We start from the raw sequence: 17,511 nt of genomic DNA on the forward strand, positions 1-17,511 counted from the left end.
CACATTTCAGCGAAGCCAAACTCCCTCTAAGTGAGCAGGCAGACTTGCGGAAAGTAAATTGTTGACAATCTAGGATATGTCGCTGAAGCTCACCTTAGGGCACCCAAAGAGGTGCTGGCCGGCATGCCGGCTAAAGAGGGAGGTGAGATGAGCTACGTCGAGCTGACGCGTCTTTCCAAGAAATACGGCACATTCGCTGCGGTCAACGATGTCAATCTCGCGATCGCGAAAGGCCTTCTGGTCTGTCTGTTGGGACCATCCGGCTGTGGGAAAACCACGACCCTGCGCCTGATCGCCGGTTTCGTGGAACCAAGCGAAGGCGAGATCAGGGTTGGCGGGCGCACGATCTCGTCTCCGGGGCGTAGCGAGCCGCCTGAGCGGCGCAACATGTCGATGATCTTCCAGAGCTATGCGCTCTGGCCGCACATGACGGTGTTCGAGAACGTCGCTTATGGGCTGCGTCTGCGGAAACTCCCCCGCGAAGAGATCGTCCGGCGCGTCGAGAGCATTCTCGATGTCGCGAAGCTGAAGCCTCTTGCCGACCGTTATCCCGGTGAGTTGTCCGGTGGCCAGCAGCAGCGCGTTTCTCTCGCCCGTGCGCTTGTGGTTGAGCCGGAGACGTTGCTGCTCGATGAGCCCTTGTCCAACCTCGACGCCAATCTTCGCGAGGAGATGCGTTTCGAGATCAGGCGCCTCCACGACCAGTACAGATACACCACTGTCTACGTGACGCACGACCAATCCGAGGCCATGACGACCGCTGATCTGATCGTCGTGATGAACCAGGGACGCATCGAGCAGGCCGGTTCTCCGGAAGATATCTACAAGAGACCGCGCTCGGAATTCGTCGCGAAATTCATCGGAGGCGCCAACGTTCTGAAGGGCGAGCGCCTGCCCGGCGATGCTGTGGATGTGGGAGGCGTCGTGCTGCGCTGTGGAAGCGGCGACTTCGCCGCTCAGGGTCCCACCTCGGTCGCCATCCGACACCACGATATCAATCTCGCCACCACCGCTCCCGCGTCTGGTGAAACGAATTGGGTGCCCGGCACGGTCACCCGTCAGGTCTATCTCGGATCTCACCGCGACTATCTGGTCACGCTGAGCAATGGGGAGGCGATCCGCACGGTCACGCCGGCGGACATCGCTGTCCCACAAGGGCAACCGGTCTGGCTCCATCTTCCGCCGGAGCACTGCCGCGCGCTCGCACATTAAGGGAGGAAAGACATGATGAAACGCAGAACTGTTCTGAGCGGAGCGCTCGTCAGCGGCCTCGCGCTCCTCAGTGCCGGTGGTCTCGCCTGGGCGCAGGCACCGGCTCCTTATGAGCCTAATCAGGAGATGATCGACGCGGCCAAGAAAGAGGGAACTGTCGTCTGGTACACGGCGACAGACGTGCAGGTTTCGGAAAAAGTCGGTAATGCTTTCGAAGCCAAGTATCCCGGTATCAAGGTGCAGGTCGAGCGGTCTGGTTCCGAGCGCGTCTTCCAGCGCATCAGCCAGGAATACGGCTCAGGCATTCACAAGGCCGACGTGATCGAGACCTCCGACGCCGTGCATTTCCTCCTGTTCAAACGGCAGGGCTGGCTGCAGCCGGCGGTTCCGAGCGACGTCGCGAAATCATGGCCGGCTCAGGTGAAGGATCCCGACGGGCAGTTCGCCGCTTACCGCGCGCATCTTTCGGTCATCGGCTACAACACACAGCAGGTGAAAAAGGAGGAAGCGCCCAAGAGCCATGCGGATCTTCTGGATCCCAAGTGGCGCAACCGGATCGTCAAGGCGCATCCCGGCTACAGCGGCACCATCATGACCGGTACGCACGCCCTGAGCGAAGCCCTTGGCTGGGATTATTTCGAGAAGCTCGGAAAGCAGCGCGTCATGCAGGTGCAGTCCTCCACCGAGCCGCCGAAGAAGCTGGCTCAGGGCGAGCGCTCCGTCATGGCCGATGGCAACGAGTACAACATGTTCATGCTCAAGGAGTCGGGCGTGCCTGTCGAGATCGTCTACGCCACCGAAGGCACGCCGATCGCCATCGGGCATGCGGGTCTTCTGAAGAATGCTCCTCATCCGAATGCCGCGAAGCTCTTCTATGCGTTCCTGTTCTCCCGCGACACTCAGCAGCTGATCAGCGATGTCGGCGGGCTGCGGTCGTTCCATCCGGAGGTCAAGGAGAAGGAGGGGCGCACTCCTCTGTCCAAGATCAAGATTCTCTACTCCGATCCGGCGAAGCTCGAGCCACAGATCGAGGAGATCAAGAAGAAGTACGAGGTGAACTTCGGCACCTGAGCATCCATCCTCGGCAGGAGTGCGGGTTAGATTTTCCGGAGCAGTGAATGACCGTCTCGATCTCACTTCCGATGCCGGCACGGCGCGGACGCATCGACTTGTCTCGACCGATCTTCATCGTGCTGGTACTGGCGCTGGGCCTTCTTGTCGTCCTGCCCCTGTTCTGGCTCGCCTACTACAGCCTGTTGGATCAGAACGGCCAGTTCACCCTGGCCAACTTCTCGGCCCTGGTGACCGATCCAACCCTGCGCCGTCCGTTTCTGACGGCGCTTGGGATGGCCCTCGGCGTCGGGGTCCTTTCCTGCATCATCGCGACACCGCTCGCATGGCTCGTCGCGCGCTCGGATCTGCCCGGGCGCACGGCGATACGAGCGCTCGTCACCGCCTCCTTCGTGACGCCACCGTTTCTGGGGGCGATTGCCTGGGAGATCCTGGCCGCTCCCAACAGCGGTCTCATCAACGTGGCGTACCGCAGCCTCCTCGGCCTGCAGCCTTACGAATATCTCGTCGACATCTATACGTTCGAAGGCTTGGTGTTCGCAATCGCATGCTACACGTTTCCTTACGTCTTCACCCTGGTCGTGAATGCTTTGGAGCGTGTTCCGTCCGACCTTGAAGACGCGTCCTCGATGCTGGGCGGGCATCTCTCGACGACATTGCGGCGGGTGACGATTCCTCTCGTTCTCCCAGCCATCCTGGCCGGAACGATGATCGCTATTCTTCAGGCGCTCACCATGTTCGGGTCGCCGGCGATTCTGGCTCTCCCGGCTGGATTTCATGTGATCACCACGAAGATCTGGAGCCTGTTCCAGTATCCGCCCAAGCCCGGACTTGCTGCGGCTGCGGCCCTGCCGCTGCTCATCGTCACCATCATGCTCCTCTGGGGACAGGCACGGATTCTCGGGCGTCGCGGCTATACCACCCTCGGCGGCAAGAGCAGTGATCCTCGGATCGCCAAGCTCGGGCGCTGGCGCTGGCTCGCGATTGCCTTCGTGGTGTTCGTGCTGCTTCTGACAGTTCTTCTTCCCTATGCGGCATTGCTGAAGACGGCTCTCACGCGCACAGTTGCCGAGCCGCTCACCTGGAGCAGCTTCACGCTGCATCACGTGAACTTCGTCTTCTTCGAGTTCTCGGCCACGAAGCTCGCACTCCGCAACACGTTCCTGCTCGGCTTCCTCACCGCGACGATCGGGACGGCGATGGCTCTGGTGGTCGCTTATCTGGTGACCCGGCGATCCGTCCCGGGAAGCCAGTTTCTCGGGTACCTGGCGACGGCACCTGTCGCCATTCCCGGCATCGTTCTCGGCGTCGGATTGTTCCTGAGCTACTCCAACCCGAGCCTGATGCTCTACGGAACCCTCTGGATCCTTCTCATCGCCTTCCTGACGATCGAGATGCCCGCAGGATATCAGCAGCTGTCATCGGCCTTCAAAAGTGTGCATCCCGAGCTTGAGGAGGCGAGCCGCATCCTGGGTGGGACCCGGATGACCACCCTGCGGCTCATCACGGCTCCGCTGCTCCGCTCGAATGTCGTTGCCACCTGGTGCTTCGTGTTCATCGGCACCATCCGTGAGCTCTCGGCGACGATCCTGCTGACGACGGCCGAGACGAAGCTCGTCTCCGTCATCATCTATGACCTCAATGAAAGCGGCGATCTCGGCGCGATCTCCGTCCTCGGGATCATGCTGCTCGTGATCTCGTTCGCCGTGGTCATCATTGCCAACCGGCTTCCCGTACTGGGCGGGCAGCGCCTGCCAGCTGCACGTTAAATGTGAAGCCAAGCCTGGAAATGCGAAGGCCTGGCCGGCTGAGCCCGACAGCTCAGTCGGCCGGTGTCCCCATGGGACCAAAGAGAAGCTCGCGGCTCTTCAGAACATGATCTTCCATCAGCCGCGCCGCTCGATCGCCGTGCTTCGCTTCGAGCGCATCGACGATGCTCGCGTGCTCGGCATTGGAGATCTTCATCCGGCCTGGCATGTCGAGCGTCCGGCGCCGGAACAGGTGCATCTCACGATGGACCGAGGTGCACATGCTGAGGAGGCGCCCATTGCCGCTGAACTGAACGATCGCCTCATGGAAGCGTACGTTGAGCGGGTAGAAGACGTTGAGTTCACCCTTGTCGGCGGCCTCTTCCATCTCCCTGACCATGCGTCGCAGTTCCGAAACCTGCTTCTTGGTGATCTTCGCAGCCAGGAGCCTGCCCGCGAGTGCGTAGAGCGCAGCGCGGATATCGTAGAGTTCGGCGGCTTCACGGTTGCTGATTTCCCGGACGAACACGCCCCGATTGACGATGACGTGAACGAGACCGCTCTGTTCGAGGCCCCGGCATGCTTCCCTCACCGGACCACGGCTCACGCCGAGCTTCGCTGCGAGCGCATTCTCATTGAGGCGATCGCCGGCCTTGAGTTCACCAACCTCGATCATGCGCTCAAGCTCGCGCCGGATGAGGGAGGTCAAGGATTCCGTTCGCCGGATTCGGAGACCAACTCCTGGATCTAAGGTCGTATCCATCGTGCCACCACCTGTGTTGATCTTTCCTTTAGATGATACCGCATTCCAATGCCAGTCTGCAAAAGATTGTTGACAATAAACAATGAATATCAAATGTTCAGAGAGCAAAAGGGCCCAAAGGGCAGATACGAGGGAAGGAAGAGTATGGACACGAAGGTGGAAACCGCGGATCGGGCGCTCACGTGGTACGTCGCTGATTTCATTTGCAACACGACGGCCGCGGATCTTCCGCAGAACGTGGCTGAACTCGGCAAGAAGTCCATCCTCGATGGAATCGGACTTGCCCTTTCGGGCTCCGTTGCAAAATCGGGTGAACTGGTCCGCCGCCATTTGGCTGATCTCGGACTGGCAGCCGGTCCCTCGACTGTCATCGGCACGTCTCTGCGGGTTGCGCCTCGGTTCGCCGCCTTCGCCAATGGCGTGGGAGTCCATGCGGACGATTACGATGATACTCAGCTGGCCGTCGCGGCCGACCGCGTCTATGGCCTTCTGACCCATCCCACCGCGCCTGCGCTTCCGGCAGCCCTTGCGGTCGGTGAAATGGTCGGCGCGGACGGGCGTTCCGTCATGCTGGCCTATCATCTGGGCGTCGAGGTCGAATGCAAGATCGCAGAGGCCATCAATCCCCGCCATTACCAGACAGGCTTCCACGCAACCGCAACCTGCGGAACATTCGCCGCGGCGGCGGCCTCGTCTCGCCTGATGGGGCTGAATGCGGAAACGACGAACCGGGCCCTGTCGATTGCCGGCAGTCAGTCCGCAGGCCTACGCGAAAACTTCGGCACGATGACGAAGCCGTTCCATGCGGGACGTTCATCCGAGAGCGGCGTGGCTGCTGCCCAGTTCGCGAATTATGGCTGGACGGCCACAGACAAGATCCTCGAAGCCCCGCGCGGTTTCTTCCGGGCTGCAGGCGGTGGGTTCGACCCCAATGCCATCGTGGGCAAGCTCGGCGCGCCCTGGACCTTTGCGGATCCCGGCATTTCCATCAAGCCTCATCCATCGGGCTCTCTGACGCATCCCGGCATGACTGAAATGCTCAGGCTGATCCGCGAGCATGGAATTCGTGCCGAAGATGTCAGGCGGGTTCGCGTCGGCACCAATTCCAACATGCCGAATGCTCTGATTCATCATCGCCCGACCAATGAGCTGCAGGCAAAGTTCTCCATGGAGTTCTGCATGGCCATCCTCCTGCTCGAGGGGAGGGCGGGCCTGAGCGAATTCACGGACGAGGTGGTTCTGCGTCCTGATGTGCAGGCGATGATCGAGAAGGTCGACTTCGTCGTCGATGACGAGGCCGAGCGCGCCGGTTATCACAAGATGACGACGATCATCGACATCGAGCTTGCGGATGGACGCAAGGTGTCCGGCCGCGCCGATTTCGGCAAAGGCAGCCCCTCCAACCCGATGACCTATGACGAGGTCGCCGACAAGTTCCGCGAATGCGCGGAGTTCGCGCGCTTCCCACGCCAGCGGGCTGAAGACGTCGTCGCCATGGTGAGAGATCTCGAGACGCTGAAATCCATTGATCAGCTGACGAGCCAGCTGCGCGTCGAATCGTAAGCGGATCATTTCGCCGTTCCACGACAATCGGGTTCGGCAAAGCCGAACCCATAACTCTGCGCAATCCTCCCGGGAGGAATGGCGCTGTCTTTTTCATTGCAACACCATCGGACGCCATCGTGCCAGGCTGTCTGGCATCGCCGGTCCGGACGCGGAGACACATAGTGAGCAGCAAGACTCTCAAGATCGGAATTCTGGAGGGCGATGATATCGGGCATGAGGTGGTTCCGGCCGCCGTCGAGGTGGCCAAGGCAGCGGCGCGGCGGCACAACCTGTCCATCGACTGGCGCCCGATGCCGATCGGACGGCGCGCTCTGGACACCCATGGTTCCACCTTGCCCGACGGAACTCTGGAGACGCTGTCGACCCTCGACGGCTGGATTCTCGGGCCGATCGGCCACCGTGCCTATCCCCGCGGTCCGGGTGCGATCAACCCGCACCCGATCCTTCGCAAGCATTTCAATCTTTTCGCCAATGTGCGGCCCACCAGATCCTATCCGGATATCGGCTGCCTGCATGACGGGGTTGATCTCATCATCGTGCGCGAGAACAACGAGGGTTTCCAGCCGGACCGCAACGTGGTCGCGGGCTCGGGCGAGTTTCGCCCGACCGAGGATGTCACGATCTCGGTCCGCGTCATCACGCGCGCAGGCAGCTATCGGGTGGCGAAGGCCGCCCTGGAGCTGGCCCGTCATCGTCGCAAGCATCTGACCTTCGTTCACAAGGACACCGTGTTCAAGCTCGGATGCGGCATGTTCGTGGAGGAGTGCCGGCGCGCCGCGAAGGAGTATCCGGACGTGCTCGTCGACGACGTGATCGTCGACACATTCGCCATGCGCCTCGTGAAGGACCCGCAAAGCTTCGACGTCGTCGTCACCACCAACATGTTCGGCGACATCCTGTCCGATGAAGCGGCGGGCCTCGTCGGCGGGCTCGGTATGGCTCCAGGTCTCTGCATCGGTGAAGGCAATATCGCCATGGCTCAGGCAACCCACGGCTCGGCGCCCGACATTGCCGGCAAGGGCATCGCGAATCCCTATGCCATGATCGAATCCACCCGCATGCTCTTCGACTGGCTGGGACGTGACCGCAATGTTCCCGAAGCCGTTGCCGCTGCGGCCTCCATGGAGCGCGCCACGACACGGGCTCTGATGGACCCGGCGAGCCGCACGACGGATATTCGCGGCCGTGGTCGCACCGAGGACATGACGCGGGCGATCGTTCAGGGAATCGAGGAGGAAACCCGCGCAGTCGCATAACTTTGCGATTGCAGTGGGAGCAGGACACGGCAGCCGCGGGGGCAGGCTGCCGTGTCTCTGCGAAGGATCTCAGGATCCTCACAGCAGAAATTCGGCGCGCTCCTGGGGATCGAGACGGTGCACGAGGCCGGTCTCCCAGGCGAGATAGCGCCGGGCCGCATCGAGATTGCCGTCATGCCTGTCATGAACGAAGGCGAGAAAATCGATCGGCTGCAGTGCCGGGTCGGGCCAGCCCGAATCGGTGGCAAGTCCCGCGGCCTTCCAGGCGGAGAAGCCGCCCTTCACGATGAGAACGTCCTCGTATCCCATCTCGTGAAGATCGATGGCGGCGAGGCCCGCGATCTTATCATCGTCTCCGATCAGACAAATCCGCCCTTTCCAGGATCCAAGAGCGCTGTTCAGCTCAGAACGGATCGCCCAGCGGCTGCCGGCCGGGTGCTCCCGGCGGTGCTCGCTCGATGATCGCAGGTCGAGAAGGATCGCATCTCCCGTGGCAGCCATGATCGCCGCTTCTTTCGGTGCGATCCCTTGTGATGTGCGAGGCGGGATCGTGGATTTCCGTTCGGAGAACCGCGATTCTTCAGTGTCAGCGGAACCCTCCGCACCCGGCAGCACGTATGTCTCGTAGCCTAAGAGCTTGAGCCAATACGCAGCGAGGGACGCACGCAGGCCCGTGTCGTCGGCAAGGACGATCCGTGCCCGCCTGACGCCGATCCATCGATCGGCGGCCTGCACGATCTGCACGCATGGCGCATGGATCGCGCCTTTCACATGTCCTGCCGCGAATTCCTCCGCGCTCCGGACATCGAGCAGATACAGCGTGCGGCTCTTGTCCGCAGCAAGCGCGCCAAGTTCCCTCGTGCCAATGAGGGGGATGCCGGCCTTGCGCGCGAAGTCCTGCCCACGACGGTGGCTCGCCTCGAGGTCAGTATGAGACAGTGCCGGGAGGTCATCAGGTTCTCGTCCGCGATCGAGATCGAGACCGGCAAGGGTCCACCCTTGTGTGCCGTTCTGCAGGCCATAGACAGGATTCTCGATCCCGAGCAGTTTCAGGCTGATGGCGCCGACGAGGCTTCGGGTGCGGCCGGCACAGGTGAGAACAATCGGCTTGGACGTGTCGGGAACGGCAGCTGAAAGCCTGTGCGGGAGCTCGCCGTTCGGCAAGCAACGTGCGCCCGGCAATGTCATCTTGCGATGCTCGGATTGTGGACGCACATCGAACAAGAGATGCTCGTGTCCCTCCCTCTGCCATTCCGCCAGAGTCTCAGGGGCAATCGTCGCCGGATGGAAGGCGCTCTCCGCAAGCTCCCCTAATGTCTTGCTCGGAACATACTCGCCCTCGAAAAGAGTGAAGCCCGCCTGCTCCCAACCCTGGACGCCTCCCGCCACGACCATGACGATCTGGTAGCCCAGCTGCTCCAGGCGTTCTGCGGCCTTCCCCGCGATGCCATCCCCGGCATCGATCAGGATGACAGGGACCCTTGGATTGGGAGCGAGGGATGGCGCCATCACTTCGAGCCGGCTGTATGGACACCACACAGCCAGGAGAGGGTGGCCTTCGCCGTAGAGACCATGCTCACGCACATCCAGGAAAGCGAGCTCTCCGGGAGAGTGGATCAGCGCTTTGGCTGAAGCGGCATCGATGCGTCGCATGATTATGCTGCGGGCTCGGCCGCTTCCTCAAGGAATGGCAGCGGCTCGCCCCCTGAGAAGAAAGTCCAGAACGCAGGATAGACAAGATCGGGCCGGTGCTCTGCCGGATAATGGCCGGTGGGGATCGCCCAACCTCTCAGATCCGGCGCCCAAGGGGCCCAGGCCTCCAGCGGCTTGAAATGCCGGCCGCAATGGCTGTTCGATCCCCACAGCACCAGGACGGGACAGCGGATCTTCTTCACGCCGAAGTCCGCCTGGTCCATGGCGAGATCCAGTGTGACGGTCGCCCGGTAATCCTCGCAGACCGCATGGATCTGCTCCGGAGTCGTGCACCGCACATACTCGGCCATGGCCTCGGGCGAGAAGATCTCGAGTCCCACGCCTTTCTTGTTGAGCTTGTAGCGAATGTAATAGTCGAGATCGGCGCAGATCAGCTTCTCGGGGAAAGGAGCTTTCTGCGCCATGAAGAACCAGTGATAGGATTCCAGCCCCCATCCGAGCGTCACGTTGGTCAGAACATGATGGGTCGGCACGATGTCCAGAGCGGCAACGCGCTCGATACGACCCGGATGATCGAGAGCCATGCGGAACGCCACCCGTGCGCCTCGATCGTGTCCGGCGACCGAAAAGCGGTCGAAGCCCAGCGCTGCCATGGCCTCCATGTTGTCTTGTCCCATGGACCGGAACGTATAGGCCTCATGATCAGGGCCGCCATCGGGCTTGGAGCTGTCGCCATAACCACGCAGGTCAGGGGCCACGACGGTGAAGCTCTCCGCAAGGCTCGGAGCGATCTTGTGCCAGCTGACATGCGTGAGAGGATTGCCGTGGAGGAGAAGGAGCGGCGGGCCGCTTCCTCCAATCGCGACATGGATCTCGGCGCCGGATGTCCTGATCGTCTTATAGGTGAAGCCTTCCATGAGCGTTCTGCCGTGGGGCCGCAATGGCGGCATGGAGGCATTTTGCTCGAACAGGGGATGATTCATGGCTGATCACCTGACTTGGCTGGTAGCGCCAACGTCGAGCTATTCTGGTAAATTGTCAACAATCTTCGATTGACTATTTCCATCGACTTGCCATGCTCTGGCGGAGGTTGCTGGAGCGGGATCGGGGCGATGTTCAATCAGAACTGTCCCGAAGCGGACTCAACGAGGGAAACTGATTGTGGCTACCTTGAATGCTGATGGACAGAGGCTGCCCCGGATCGCGATGCTGCTCGGCGATTGTACGGGGATAGGGCCGGAACAATGTGCCCGGGTCCTGTCCGATGGGCGCTTGAACGATGCAGCCCGCCTGGTCGTCGTCGGTGATGCGCGAGTGCTGGAGCAGGGCATGCGGGATGCCGGGGTCTCTCTCTCCTGGTACGCAGTTTCTTCGGTTGCAGAGATCGATTGGAGCCGTGGGGAAGTCCCGGTCATCGATTTGAAGAACATCGACCCGGCCGATATCCCCCGCGGAGTCGTATCGTCGGAGTCCGGGCGTCTGACGGGCGAAACCCTGGCCCATGCCATCGAGATGGCGCGCCGGAGAGAGGTCGATGCGATCACCTTTGCGCCGCTCAACAAGGCAGCGCTGCATGCCGGCGGCTGGCGTTATCCCGACGAGCACAAGATGTTCGCTCACCTCCTGGACCATCGCGGCTATTTCTCCGAGATGAACGTGCTCGACAATCAATGGATGTCGCGCGTGACCTCTCATGTTTCTCTGCGTCAGGCTCTTGATCAGATCAATGTCCAGAGCATTACGGATGCCATACAACTTGCCGACCGTACGATGAGGCGCGCAGGATTCGCGCGGCCGCGCCTTGCCGTTGCTGCGCTCAATCCCCATGCGGGCGAAGGCGGACTCTTCGGCAGCGAGGAAATAGAAATCATCGCTCCCGCTGTGGCTGCCGCCGCACAGAACGGCATCGACTGTCGCGGCCCGTTTCCGGCCGACACGGTTTACCTCAAAGCCTTCGCCGGTGAATATGACGGGGTCGTCGCCATGTACCACGACCAGGGGCAGATCGCGACGAAGCTGCGCGGCTTCAACCGTGGCGTCACGGTGACGGCGGGTCTCGATGCCGTTTTCACGACCCCGGCGCACGGCACTGCATTCGATATCGTCGGCAAGGGCCTTGCGTCGACAGGCGCCCTGGAAAATGCTGTGCGTCTGGCAGCGAGGCTTGCCGGATCAGACGGAAACCGCTCGGCTGCGTGACGACTCTTTAAGAGTTGAACAGATAGACCGCTGGCGGTGGTCGAGGAAGCGCCTGCCACCGGAAGCTCAGGCCTTCAGATTGAAGCACAGGTGTCGTGATGTCTCTCCATCAGAAGAAAAAGTACCGGCTGGCCGTCATTCCCGGCGATGGAATCGGCAAGGAGGTCATTCCGGAGGGAGTGCGCGTGCTCGAAGCCGCCGCATCGAAATTCGGCTTCGCTCTGCAACTCGATCACTTCGACTTCTCGTCCTACGACTATTATGAAAAGCATGGCCGCATGCTGCCGGAGGACTGGAAAGAGCAGATCGGTTCGCATGATGCGATCTTCTTCGGAGCCGTCGGGTGGCCGGAGAAGATCCCGGATCATGTCTCGCTCTGGGGTTCGCTCCTTCAGTTCCGGCGCGAGTTCGACCAGTACATCAACTTGAGGCCCGTGCGCCTGATGCCTGGGGTGCCGTCTCCGCTCGCCAACCGCCAGCCGGGCGACATCGACTTCTGGGTCGTGCGCGAGAATACGGAAGGAGAATACTCCTCCATCGGCGGCAAGATGTTCCCCGGCACCGCGCGCGAGGTGGTCGTTCAGGAAACCGTCATGACCCGCATCGGCGTCGACCGCGTGCTGCAATTCGCCTTCGATCTCGCGCGGAAGCGGCCCAAGAAGCATCTGACCTCGGCCACGAAGTCCAACGGCATCTCGATCACCATGCCGTACTGGGACGAGCGCGTGGAGGAGATGGCCAGGGCCTATCCGGATGTGACATGGGACAAGTACCATATCGACATCCTGACCGCCCATTTCGTGCTGCATCCGAACTGGTTCGATGTGGTCGTCGCGTCGAATCTGTTCGGCGACATCCTGTCCGATCTCGGTCCGGCCTGCACGGGCACGATCGGGATCGCTCCTTCGGGCAACATCAATCCGAACAGCGATTTTCCGTCTCTGTTCGAGCCGGTCCATGGCTCGGCTCCGGACATTGCAGGGCAGGGGATCGCCAACCCGATCGGTCAGATCTGGGCCGGCGCGATGATGCTGGAGCATCTCGGGGAAACCGAGGCTGCGGCCGCGATCGTGACGGCCATCGAGCGCACGTTGAGCGAGCGGACGCTGCGGACCCGTGACCTTGGCGGCAATGCCGACACCACAACAACGGGCAAGGCCGTGGCCGACGCGATCGGCTGACGGCCTCGATAGGAGGAGATCGTCGTGAAGAGCTACAGGATCGCTGCCATTCCGGGCGATGGGATCGGCAAGGAAGTCATTGCCGCCGGCGTCGAGGTTCTGCACGCGTTTGCCGAACGCGAGGGACATTTCCACCTCGCGTTCGAGACATTCGACTGGGGCTCGGATTACTACAAGCGGCACGGTATCATGATGCCGGAGAACGGCCGCGAGATCCTCCAGCCCTTCGATGCAATCTATTTCGGCGCCGTCGGCGCGCCGGACGTGCCCGATCACATCACTCTCTGGGGCCTTCGCCTCGCAATCTGCCAGCCTTTCGATCAATATGCCAATGTCCGTCCGAACCGGATCCTGCCGGGCATCACGAGTCCTTTGAGGAATGTGGAGGCGAAGGATCTCGACTGGGTCATCGTCCGCGAGAACTCGGAGGGTGAATACGCCGGTCAAGGAGGACGTTCGCACAGGGGATTGCCCGAGGAAGTCGCAACCGAAGTGACGATCTTCACCCGGGCGGGCGTCACGCGGATCATGCGCTTTGCCTTCGAGCTGGCTCGCTCGCGTCCGCGCAAGCTGCTCACCGTCGTGACCAAGTCGAACGCGCAGCGGCATGGCATGGTCATGTGGGATGAAATCGCCGCCGAGGTCGCGGCGGATTATCCAGATGTGACGTGGGACAAGATGCTCGTGGATGCCATGACCATGCGCATGACGCTCAAGCCCTGGTCCCTCGACACCATCGTCGCGACGAACCTGCAGGCCGATATTCTCTCCGATCTCGCGGCGGCGCTTGCGGGCTCGCTCGGAATCGCGCCGACAGCGAATCTTAACCCAGAGCGGAAGTTCCCCTCCATGTTCGAGCCCATCCACGGCTCGGCCTTCGATATTACCGGCAAGGGCATCGCCAATCCGATCGGTACCTTCTGGTCGGCGACGATGATGCTGGAACATCTCGGGGAAAAGCACGCAGCCGAGCGCCTGATGAAGGCGATCGAACGCGTTACCGCCGATCCCGATCTCCATACGCCGGATCTCGGCGGATCGGCGACAACGCGTCAGGTGACGGATGCGGTCGTCGCGGCGATTTATGGAGCCAACGAGTAGAGCATTTTCCGGCGGAGTGGCTCCGGTTCGCCATCAGAAAATGCGGTAGAACAAAGAGGAGAGCCGATTACTCCATCTCCTCCACGGGAGGGGTTCCATAGGTGTGGAAGGATTCGACGGTCTTCATGCCCCAGGCCTGCCCTTTCTTGCGCTCCTCTTCCGTCCAGACGATCGGCTTCCAATCAGGGGCGAGGATGAGGCGCGCGCCGGCGTTGCAGACCTCGACGCGATTGCCGCCGGGTTCATAGACGTAGAGAAAGAACGTCTGCTGCACCGCATGCTTGTGCGGGCCGGATTCGATGGGAACGCCAGCCTCGAGGAAGATGTCTGCAGCCCTCAGGATGTCCTCGCGGCTGTCGAGAGCGTAGGTCAGATGGTGGAAGCGGCCCTTCGCTCCCGTGTGATCGCGGGTGTAGGCGAAGTCGTAACTCTTGTTGGTGACGGTCATCCACATGCCTGCCTCGGTGCCGTCGTTCATGACGATCTGTTCGGTGAGGCGGCAGCCGAGATAGTCCTCGAAGAAGAGGCGGCTCGCTCGAATATCGGATGCGAGGCAATTCAGATGATCGAGGCGGCGTACGTTGACGCCGCGAGCCGGGAAGCGCTGCGCCTGGTTCTTCAGGGCCGGTTTGAGATCCGGCGGCGGAACGTACCACTCCGTCTCATAATAGAGCTCGATCATGTGCCCGTCAGGATCACGGCAGAGGAAAGCCGGTCCATGCCCGAGATCTCCGTCCGTCCAGCCGATGTCGTAGCCTGATCCCTTGAGAGCCGCGACGCGCCGCTCCAGCGCCTGCTGACTGCGGACGCGGAACGCCATATGCCCCATGCCGGACTTCTTCGAGGCTGTGAGTTTGAGAGTGTGGCGCTCGTAATCGTCCCAACCGCGAAGATAGACGGAATCACCCTGTCGGCCGCTCTCCGTCATGCCCATGACGTCGACGAAGAAGCGGAGACTCTCCTCCGGCTTCGGCGTGAGCAGTTCGAGATGGCCCAGATGGGCGAGGTCGAGAACGGGTTCCGCTCGCATGATCACTATCCTTTTTGCAGCAGCCTGATCAGCTGTCAGTCCTCGTCCTTGTAATCGACGTAAACCAGGCCTGCTTTGGCAAGCGGCTCGCGCATCTTGTAGAGATCGAGGCCGAGAACGCCGGAGGCGAGAGCCTCGCGCTTCGCACCTTCGTTCGTCACGCGCGCCTCACCGGCAACAGCGACAGCTTCCGCGTCGCGGCGAGGCACGACCACGACGCCGTCGTCATCCGCGACAATCACGTCGCCCGGCTGCACCAAGGCGCCCGCACACACGACCGGAACGTTGACCGATCCGAGGGTCGCCTTCACCGTTCCCTTGGCGGAGACGGCGCGGGACCATGCAGGGAAACCCATTTCGGCAAGGGTCTTGATATCCCGCACGCCGGCATCGATCACCAGGCCGATTCCGCCCCGGGCCTTGAGAGAGGTCGCCAGGAGATCGCCGAACATGCCGTCGGTGTTGTCGGCGGTCACGGCGACGACCAGAATGTCGCCCGGTCGACATTGCTCGATGGCTACATGGATCATCCAGTTGTCGCCGGGCTGCGCCAGCACAGTCAGGGCACTTCCGGCCACCTGAGCGCCTGGCCAGATCGGCCGCATATAGGGTTTCATAAGACCAACGCGGCCCATGGCCTCGTGCGCTGTGGCGGTGCCGAGTTCAGCGAGCTGGCCGACGATGCTCTGGTCGATGCGCGGCGTGTTGGTGACGACGACGGGTTTCATGCCAGATCCTCGACAATCTGGGGGAAGATGCGCTGATAGGCCTCGCCATAGGTCATGGCGCGGCCTGAGTTACGGCCGCCCTGCATGCCGCGGTTCAAGGCCACCCGGGTGTAATATTCCCAGAGATGCTTTTGGGCTGCGAGGATCTCGAACGCCTTTCGCTTCGTTTCCCAGACCTCGTCGATGTTCAGGATCACGTTCGGTTTGTAATTGCATTGCTCGGGCTGATGCGGTTCGAACAGGAAGACCGGCGGCGCGCTGTAGGTGAGATCGGGATTCGGCTTATGTCCCGCGGCCTGAGCGATAATGCGGGCCTCCTGTGCGAAGCGTGTCGCCTCCGGGTGGTCCACGTTGTAGGGATCTTCCAGCGAGTGCGTGAGCACGAAGGAGGGTTTCAGCTCGCGATAGATATCGACGAGCCGGTCAAACATCTCCGGAGTCGTATGCAGCGGGTAGTCACCTGCATCGAAGAACTCGATCTCCGCACCCAGAGTCTCGGCGGCACGCGCTGCTTCCTCGCGCCGCTGTGCCTTCACGTCGGACAGCGACACATCAGTCTTCTTCCAGGCCCATTGGCTCTCGCCGCGTTCCCCGAAGGACAGGCAGACGATTTTCATGCGATATCCCTTGCGGGCATGAAGTGCGATGGCGCCGCCCGCGCGCCACACGAAGTCGCCAGGGTGGGCGGTGACGACAAGTCCGGATTTTCCATTACTCATATCAGCCTCAAAAGAAAGGACATCTGGAAGATGATGTCAGTGAAGTGTCAGGCCGCATCACGGGCACCTTCGGGAACATGCGTCAGAGCTTCATGCGCAAGGGAGCGGCCTTCGAACAGCGAGTGGGCCCTTCGGCAAGAGTGTTGTCCCCTTCCGAGGTGCCACCTCGTGGAATCGCGCATGGAACGCGCAGTTGAATTGTCCTTCTCCCACCCGATGGTGAACAGGTGCCATCAACGTGCCTCAGCTGTTTAAGTGCAACAAATGGTTTGTTTGGGACTTTTTGTGAATTTGATTCATGAACGGCGATGCGGGCCGACGAATACTCTCAGGCCCGCCATTATCTCTCACGCAAAGGTTCGAACGATAATCCTGCGCAGTTCGTCAGCGAGGGGCGACAGAGGGACGCCTCGTTTGGACACGATTCCGAGTTGGCGTGTGATGCTCGGATTCTTCAAGGAGATGAGCTTGAGCCCCCGCTCGTCAAACGTATCGAGCGAGAGGCGGGGCACGACGGTCAGCGCCACGCCGGACCGGACCAGGGCGATTGCGGTTTGAATATGCTGGGCCTCGAGGCGCCAGCACAGGGATTCCCGCCGGCTTCCTAATGCATCGTCGATGATGATCCTGTTGCCGGCGCGAGAGCTGATCCTGATCAGCGGTTCTTCGGCAAGGTCGGACCAGCTTAAAGACGATTGCGAGGCCAGCGGGTGATCCTCCGGGCATACGAGGACGAAGGAATCCTTGATCAGCATCTCGATGTCGAAATCCCAGCGATGGGCCGCCACGATCGTGATGCCGAACTCCACCGTACCGGCCTGGACGAGATCGGCAATCTCGGTGGCGGAGTTGTCGTAGATCCGGACGAACACATCCGGGTGCTGCGCCTGGAAATGCTGCAAAACGCGTGGCAACCGGCCTGATGCAACGGTCGGCAGGCAGCCGATGGCGAGCATCTCCTGGCGGCTTCGCCCCTCCCGCCGAAGCTCATCCAGAGAGACCGAGAGGTTCTCGATCGTTTCCTTGACTTTGGGCAATAGATTGAGGCCTGCCTGCGTCAGCGAGACCTCCCGTGTCGTTCGCGACAGCAGTTTGACACCGAGGTCTTCTTCCAGCTTGCGAATCCGGTGGCTGAGCGCTGTCTGCGATAGGTTCAGGTGCGCGGCAGCGTGCTGGAAGCTGCCGCGTTCCGCGATCGCGACGAAGGCGCGAAGGCCGAGAAAATCGATGCGCATTCAAAGCTCCAGCAGGGATTCTCCCCCTTGCACGGGGTTGGTCCAGCGT

Annotated in this window: 15 protein-coding genes; 8 read left to right on the forward strand and 7 right to left on the reverse strand. The window is 61.5% G+C overall.

Annotated elements, in window-relative coordinates; genetic code table 11:
• Positions 1 to 147: 147 nt before the first annotated feature.
• From ACUXUR_RS20600 to ACUXUR_RS20610, 3 genes are read left to right on the forward strand one after another with little or no spacing between them, the layout of a single operon-like run.
• Positions 148 to 1,212, forward strand: coding sequence for an ABC transporter ATP-binding protein (locus ACUXUR_RS20600; RefSeq protein WP_445504229.1), 1,065 nt, complete (start codon positions 148 to 150; stop codon positions 1,210 to 1,212).
• Between the two features lie 12 nt (positions 1,213 to 1,224).
• Positions 1,225 to 2,283 carry an ABC transporter substrate-binding protein gene (locus tag ACUXUR_RS20605; protein WP_445504230.1) on the forward strand — a complete coding sequence of 353 codons (1,059 nt, stop codon included), beginning with the start codon at positions 1,225 to 1,227 and terminating at the stop codon, positions 2,281 to 2,283.
• A 47-nt stretch (positions 2,284 to 2,330) separates the two neighbouring features.
• Positions 2,331 to 4,052 carry an ABC transporter permease gene (locus ACUXUR_RS20610; RefSeq protein WP_445504231.1) on the forward strand — a complete coding sequence of 574 codons (1,722 nt, stop codon included), beginning with the start codon at positions 2,331 to 2,333 and terminating at the stop codon, positions 4,050 to 4,052.
• A 52-nt stretch (positions 4,053 to 4,104) separates the two neighbouring features.
• Here ACUXUR_RS20610 and ACUXUR_RS20615 read toward each other — a convergent pair whose 3' ends face one another.
• On the reverse strand, positions 4,105 to 4,794 hold the full coding sequence (locus ACUXUR_RS20615) for an FCD domain-containing protein (protein ID WP_445504232.1): 690 nt from the start codon (positions 4,792 to 4,794) through the stop codon (positions 4,105 to 4,107).
• Between the two features lie 144 nt (positions 4,795 to 4,938).
• Between ACUXUR_RS20615 and ACUXUR_RS20620 the strand changes: the two genes are divergently transcribed.
• Positions 4,939 to 6,357 carry an MmgE/PrpD family protein gene (locus ACUXUR_RS20620; protein ID WP_445504233.1) on the forward strand — a complete coding sequence of 473 codons (1,419 nt, stop codon included), beginning with the start codon at positions 4,939 to 4,941 and terminating at the stop codon, positions 6,355 to 6,357.
• A 164-nt stretch (positions 6,358 to 6,521) separates the two neighbouring features.
• Complete coding sequence (locus tag ACUXUR_RS20625; RefSeq protein ID WP_445504234.1) at positions 6,522 to 7,616, forward strand: isocitrate/isopropylmalate dehydrogenase family protein; 1,095 nt, start codon at positions 6,522 to 6,524, stop codon at positions 7,614 to 7,616.
• Positions 7,617 to 7,694: 78 nt separating this feature from the next.
• Here the strand turns inward: ACUXUR_RS20625 and ACUXUR_RS20630 are convergent, their stop codons facing one another.
• Positions 7,695 to 9,269 carry a rhodanese-like domain-containing protein gene (locus ACUXUR_RS20630; RefSeq protein ID WP_445504235.1) on the reverse strand — a complete coding sequence of 525 codons (1,575 nt, stop codon included), beginning with the start codon at positions 9,267 to 9,269 and terminating at the stop codon, positions 7,695 to 7,697.
• Positions 9,270 to 9,271: 2 nt separating this feature from the next.
• Positions 9,272 to 10,252, reverse strand: a complete 981-nt coding sequence (locus ACUXUR_RS20635; RefSeq protein WP_445504236.1) for an alpha/beta fold hydrolase — start codon at positions 10,250 to 10,252, stop codon at positions 9,272 to 9,274.
• A gap of 178 nt (positions 10,253 to 10,430) precedes the next feature.
• Here ACUXUR_RS20635 and ACUXUR_RS20640 point away from each other — a divergent pair, with 178 nt between their 5' ends.
• The 3 genes from ACUXUR_RS20640 (at position 10,431) to ACUXUR_RS20650 (ending at position 13,750) form a co-directional block, all read left to right on the forward strand.
• Positions 10,431 to 11,468, forward strand: coding sequence for a PdxA family dehydrogenase (locus tag ACUXUR_RS20640; RefSeq protein ID WP_445504237.1), 1,038 nt, complete (start codon positions 10,431 to 10,433; stop codon positions 11,466 to 11,468).
• A gap of 98 nt (positions 11,469 to 11,566) precedes the next feature.
• Positions 11,567 to 12,649, forward strand: coding sequence for a tartrate dehydrogenase (locus tag ACUXUR_RS20645; RefSeq protein ID WP_445504238.1), 1,083 nt, complete (start codon positions 11,567 to 11,569; stop codon positions 12,647 to 12,649).
• Between the two features lie 24 nt (positions 12,650 to 12,673).
• On the forward strand, positions 12,674 to 13,750 hold the full coding sequence (locus ACUXUR_RS20650; protein ID WP_445504239.1) for a tartrate dehydrogenase: 1,077 nt from the start codon (positions 12,674 to 12,676) through the stop codon (positions 13,748 to 13,750).
• Positions 13,751 to 13,817: 67 nt separating this feature from the next.
• On the opposite strand, the gene ACUXUR_RS20655 is transcribed toward ACUXUR_RS20650, so the two are convergent.
• The 4 genes from ACUXUR_RS20655 to ACUXUR_RS20670 form a co-directional block, all read right to left on the reverse strand.
• Complete coding sequence (locus ACUXUR_RS20655) at positions 13,818 to 14,780, reverse strand: catechol 2,3-dioxygenase (protein ID WP_445504240.1); 963 nt, start codon at positions 14,778 to 14,780, stop codon at positions 13,818 to 13,820.
• Between the two features lie 35 nt (positions 14,781 to 14,815).
• Positions 14,816 to 15,508, reverse strand: coding sequence for a 4-carboxy-4-hydroxy-2-oxoadipate aldolase/oxaloacetate decarboxylase (locus ACUXUR_RS20660; protein ID WP_445504241.1), 693 nt, complete (start codon positions 15,506 to 15,508; stop codon positions 14,816 to 14,818).
• Complete coding sequence (locus ACUXUR_RS20665) at positions 15,505 to 16,227, reverse strand: PIG-L deacetylase family protein (protein ID WP_445504242.1); 723 nt, start codon at positions 16,225 to 16,227, stop codon at positions 15,505 to 15,507. Before ACUXUR_RS20665 ends, ACUXUR_RS20660 begins: the two co-directional genes overlap by 4 nt.
• 347 nt (positions 16,228 to 16,574) lie before the next feature.
• Entirely contained in the window at positions 16,575 to 17,462 is an 888-nt protein-coding gene (locus ACUXUR_RS20670) for a LysR family transcriptional regulator (protein WP_445504243.1), read from the reverse strand.
• Between the last annotated feature and the right edge of the window lie 49 nt (positions 17,463 to 17,511).

The organism is Microvirga medicaginis, assembly GCF_052658925.1.